This is a genomic window from Nocardioides sp. (assembly GCF_024509035.1).
In the GTDB taxonomy this organism is placed as follows: domain Bacteria; phylum Actinomycetota; class Actinomycetes; order Propionibacteriales; family Nocardioidaceae; genus Nocardioides.
The window spans coordinates 1-3,557 of record NZ_JANINT010000022.1; the positions used below are offsets into that span (position 1 = coordinate 1).

The 3,557-nt window shown below is 71.9% G+C and carries 4 protein-coding genes and 1 pseudogene; 2 read left to right on the forward strand and 3 right to left on the reverse strand.

Going from position 1 to position 3,557, the window contains the following annotated elements; translation table 11 throughout:
* Positions 1–251, forward strand: a pseudogene (locus Q0L15_RS02415) (class I SAM-dependent RNA methyltransferase); the annotation flags it as partial.
* Positions 252–257: 6 nt separating this feature from the next.
* Here Q0L15_RS02415 and Q0L15_RS02420 read toward each other — a convergent pair.
* The 3 genes from Q0L15_RS02420 to Q0L15_RS02430 are packed head-to-tail and all read right to left on the reverse strand — an operon-like array spanning position 258 to position 2,830.
* Complete coding sequence (locus Q0L15_RS02420; RefSeq protein WP_296601984.1) at positions 258–1,214, reverse strand: ATP-binding cassette domain-containing protein; 957 nt, start codon at positions 1,212–1,214, stop codon at positions 258–260.
* A gap of 7 nt (positions 1,215–1,221) precedes the next feature.
* Positions 1,222–2,043 (reverse strand): ABC-2 family transporter protein, encoded by an 822-nt coding sequence (locus tag Q0L15_RS02425; protein WP_296601985.1) that lies wholly within the window; start codon positions 2,041–2,043, stop codon positions 1,222–1,224.
* Positions 2,036–2,830 (reverse strand): ABC-2 family transporter protein, encoded by a 795-nt coding sequence (locus tag Q0L15_RS02430; RefSeq protein WP_296601986.1) that lies wholly within the window; start codon positions 2,828–2,830, stop codon positions 2,036–2,038. Before Q0L15_RS02430 ends, Q0L15_RS02425 begins: the two co-directional genes overlap by 8 nt.
* Before the next feature lie 202 nt (positions 2,831–3,032).
* Between Q0L15_RS02430 and Q0L15_RS02435 the strand changes: the two genes are divergently transcribed.
* Positions 3,033–3,557 (forward strand): aconitase family protein (locus Q0L15_RS02435; protein WP_296601987.1); only part of this gene is annotated, 525 nt, incomplete at its 3' end.

A 3,557-nucleotide genomic window follows, 5' to 3' on the forward strand; every position in this document is an offset into this window, starting at 1 on the left:
TGCCGGCGGCGTACGGCTCGGTCGACCTCGTCGTCCTCGACCCGCCGCGCGAGGGGGCCCGCGCCCTCGTCGTCGAGCAGGTCGTCGCCCGCTCGCCGCGGGCGGTCGCCTACGTCGCCTGCGACCCGGCCGCCCTGGCCCGCGACGTCGCGACGTTCGCCAAGCTCGGCTACCAGATGCGCCAGGTGCGCGGGCTCGACATGTTCCCGATGACCCACCACGTGGAGTGCGTCGCGCTGCTCACGCGCTGAGCAAGATCACCGGCGAGCTGCGTAGACGCGCCGCACAACCTCCTCGACGTCCGGCTCCTCGATCGCGAGGTCGAGCACCTCGGCGCGCTCCGAGACCGCGGCCAGCACGAGCGCGGCCGTCGTGGCCTCGGGGTCGAAGGCGAGGCGCTGCCGCATGCCCGAACCCTCGCTGCCGAGGTGCCGGGTCTCGGGCACGTCGACGAGGTCGCCGACCGGAGCGGCGAGGTCGACCACCATGATCCGCTCGGCCCCCACCGTGCGCGACAGACCGGCGAGCGTGCCGTCGAAGACCAGCGACCCGCGGTCGACGAGCAGGATGCGGTCGCAGAGCCGCTCGACGTCGCCCATGTCGTGGGTGGTGAGCAGCAGCGTGGTGCCGTGGGTGTGCCGCTCGGCCACGAGGAACTCGCGCAGCCGCTGCTTGGACAGGACGTCGAGGCCGATCGTCGGCTCGTCGAGGACCACCAGGCGAGGGGAGTGGAGGAGCGCCGCGGCGACCTCGGCACGCATCCGCTGGCCGAGGGAGAGCTGCCGCACGGGCGTGCCGAGGAACTCGGCCAGCTCGAGCCGGTCGACGAGCTCGTCGGTGCGGGACCGCTCGGCGGCCGGGGTCAGCGTGTGGATCGCGGCCAGGATGCGGAACGACTCGCGCACCGGCAGGTCCCACCACAGCTGCGAGCGCTGGCCGAAGACCACCCCGAGCTCGTGGGCCAGCCGGCGCCGGTCGGGGACCGGTCGCAGGCCGCAGGTCGTGATCGATCCGCGGGTCGGGACGAGGATGCCGGCGAGCATCTTGATCGTGGTCGACTTGCCCGCGCCGTTCGCACCGATGTAGCCGACCGCCTCGCCCGGGGTGATCGCGACCGACAGGCGGTCGACGGCCACGACCGTGCGCCGCCGCAGCCCGTCCCGGACGCGGAAGTCCCGGCCGAGGTCGTGGGTCTCGACGATCGCGTCCGTCATCTCGGGGTCACCCGCCGCCTCCTTGGTAGTGCCGCACGCCCGCGCGCCAGGTCAGCAGCGCGAGCACCCACGCCCAGAGCGCCCCGAGTGGAGCGCACCAGCCCAGCCAGCCGGGCATCCACTCCGGCCCGGGGAGCCCGAGCAGCGTGACGACCGGCAGGTAGGCGGTGAACGCCATCGGGAAGAAGAACCCGAAGACCGCCTTGAGCGGCCGGTTCCAGACCGCGGCGGGCTGCGTGGCGGCGTAGCGGCCGCCGTACACGAACGCGTTGGTCGCCTCGGCCCCGTCGATGAGGTAGAACTGCGCGCCCGCGGCCCAGACGAACATCGCCGCGAACGTCGCGATGCCGCTGGCCGCCGCCAGCACGAGCAGCGCGACCGAGGACGGCGACCAGGTGACGTCGTTGATCGTCAGTCCGACGACCAGGGCGACCGCCCCGATCGACGCCCGCGCCAGCCGGCGCAGGCTGATGTCGCTGGTGACCAGCTGGAGCAGCAGCGGCTGGGGGCGCAGGTAGAAGACGTCGAGCGTGCCGCTGCGCAGGTAGATGGGCAGGCCGTCGCAGTGGCCGAACGCCAGGTCGGCCAGCGAGTACCCGAGCTCGGCCAGGCCGAAGACCAGCACGATCGCGGAGAGGTCGAGGCCCCCGATGCCCCCGGCGCTGCCGACCGCGCTGAAGACGACCCAGACCTCGGCGAGCTCGACCAGCCCGACGAGCAGGGACCCGAACAGGTCGAGCCTGAAGCTGGCGCGGTGGCTGCGCTGGGCGCGGATCCGCGACGCGAGGACGGCCCGGTAGGGGGCTGTGCGCTGGACCAGGTCAGCCACCCTGCACCTCCAGGCGACGACGGCCGGCCCGGGTCGCGAGCTGCCCGGCACCGAGGGTGGCCGCGAGCCACAGCAGCTGGAGCCCGACCAGGCCCAGGGCGGCGGCGCCGTCGACGCGACCGGACAGCACGTCGACGGGGTACATCATCATCGAGGGGAACGGCGTGGCGCTCGCCGTCGCGTGCAGCCAGTCGGGGAAGAGCCGGATCGGGACGAACAGGCCGGCGAAGAACCCGGACACGACCATGTAGAGGATCTCCAGGCCCCGGGTCTCCACGAGCCAGAAGCCGGCGACCGCGACGAGGTAGACCGTGGTCGCCGAGACGACGATCCCGAGCAGCACGCTCACCGCGCCGAGTGCGTAGGCGGCCGGACCGTCCGGGAGCGACATGCCGACCACGAGGGCGCCGATGAGCACCGACGGCAGGCCGCGGGGGAGCAGGGCGAAGACCGAGCGACCGACCTCGGTGGTGACGCTGGCCAGGTGCACGTCGACCGGACGCAGGAAGTCGACGGCGACGTCGCCGTCCTTGATCCGGGCGGCCATGTCCGTGCGGCCGAAGAGGTTCACCGACCCGAGCAGCCCCTGGGAGATCCAGATGTAGGCGCTCATCTCGCCGGCGTCGTACCCGCTCAGCTCGCCGCCGGCCGCGTCGACGGCGGCGAAGAGCAGCGCGACCTTGAGCAGGCCGAAGGTGGTGTTGGCGACCAGCCCGCCGAGCGCGGCCAGCCGGTAGGTCGACTGGCGCCGGAACCCCGCGACGAGGAGCCGGAGGTAGGTGCGCACGAAGACGGGAATCTACGTCGGCGTCGGCCGGAGCGGCAACGGAGCTCGACCAGGTCCCTCTTGGTATCGTGTATCTTGACATCAAGAGATATCGGGTCCGCCCCTGCGGGTACGGGGTTAGGGCAGCCTTCCTTTTGCCGCGCCCGCGCGCGGCGGCAGGATGGCAGCCGGTAGACGCGCAGACGACGAGACGTCAGAGGAGATGACTGCTGTGGCCAGTCAGGACAGCTTCGGTGCCAAGAGCACCTTGGACGTGGACGGCACGTCCTACGAGATCTTCCGCCTGGATGCGGTCACCGGCGAGGGGCTCGACGTCGCGTCGCTGCCGTTCAGCCTCAAGGTGCTGCTCGAGAACCTCCTGCGCACGGAGGACGGCGCGGACATCACCGCCGACGACATCAAGGCGCTCGCGGGGTGGGACGAGAACGCCCAGCCCGACAAGGAGATCCAGTTCACGCCGGCGCGCGTGATCATGCAGGACTTCACCGGCGTCCCGTGCGTGGTCGACCTCGCGACCATGCGCGAGGCGATGGCCGAGCTGGGCGGCGACCCGTCCAAGATCAACCCCCTCGCGCCCGCCGAGATGGTCATCGACCACTCCGTGATCGCCGACGTCTTCGGCACCCCGGAGGCGTTCGAGCGCAACGTCGAGATCGAGTACGAGCGCAACAGGGAGCGCTACCAGTTCCTGCGCTGGGGCCAGGGCGCCTTCGACGACTTCAAGGTC

Excerpts from the sequence above, each read along its gene's own strand:
- Q0L15_RS02420 (WP_296601984.1), bottom strand. The coding sequence starts at position 1,214 with ATGACGGACGCGATCGTCGAGACCCACGACCTCGGCCGGGACTTCCGC.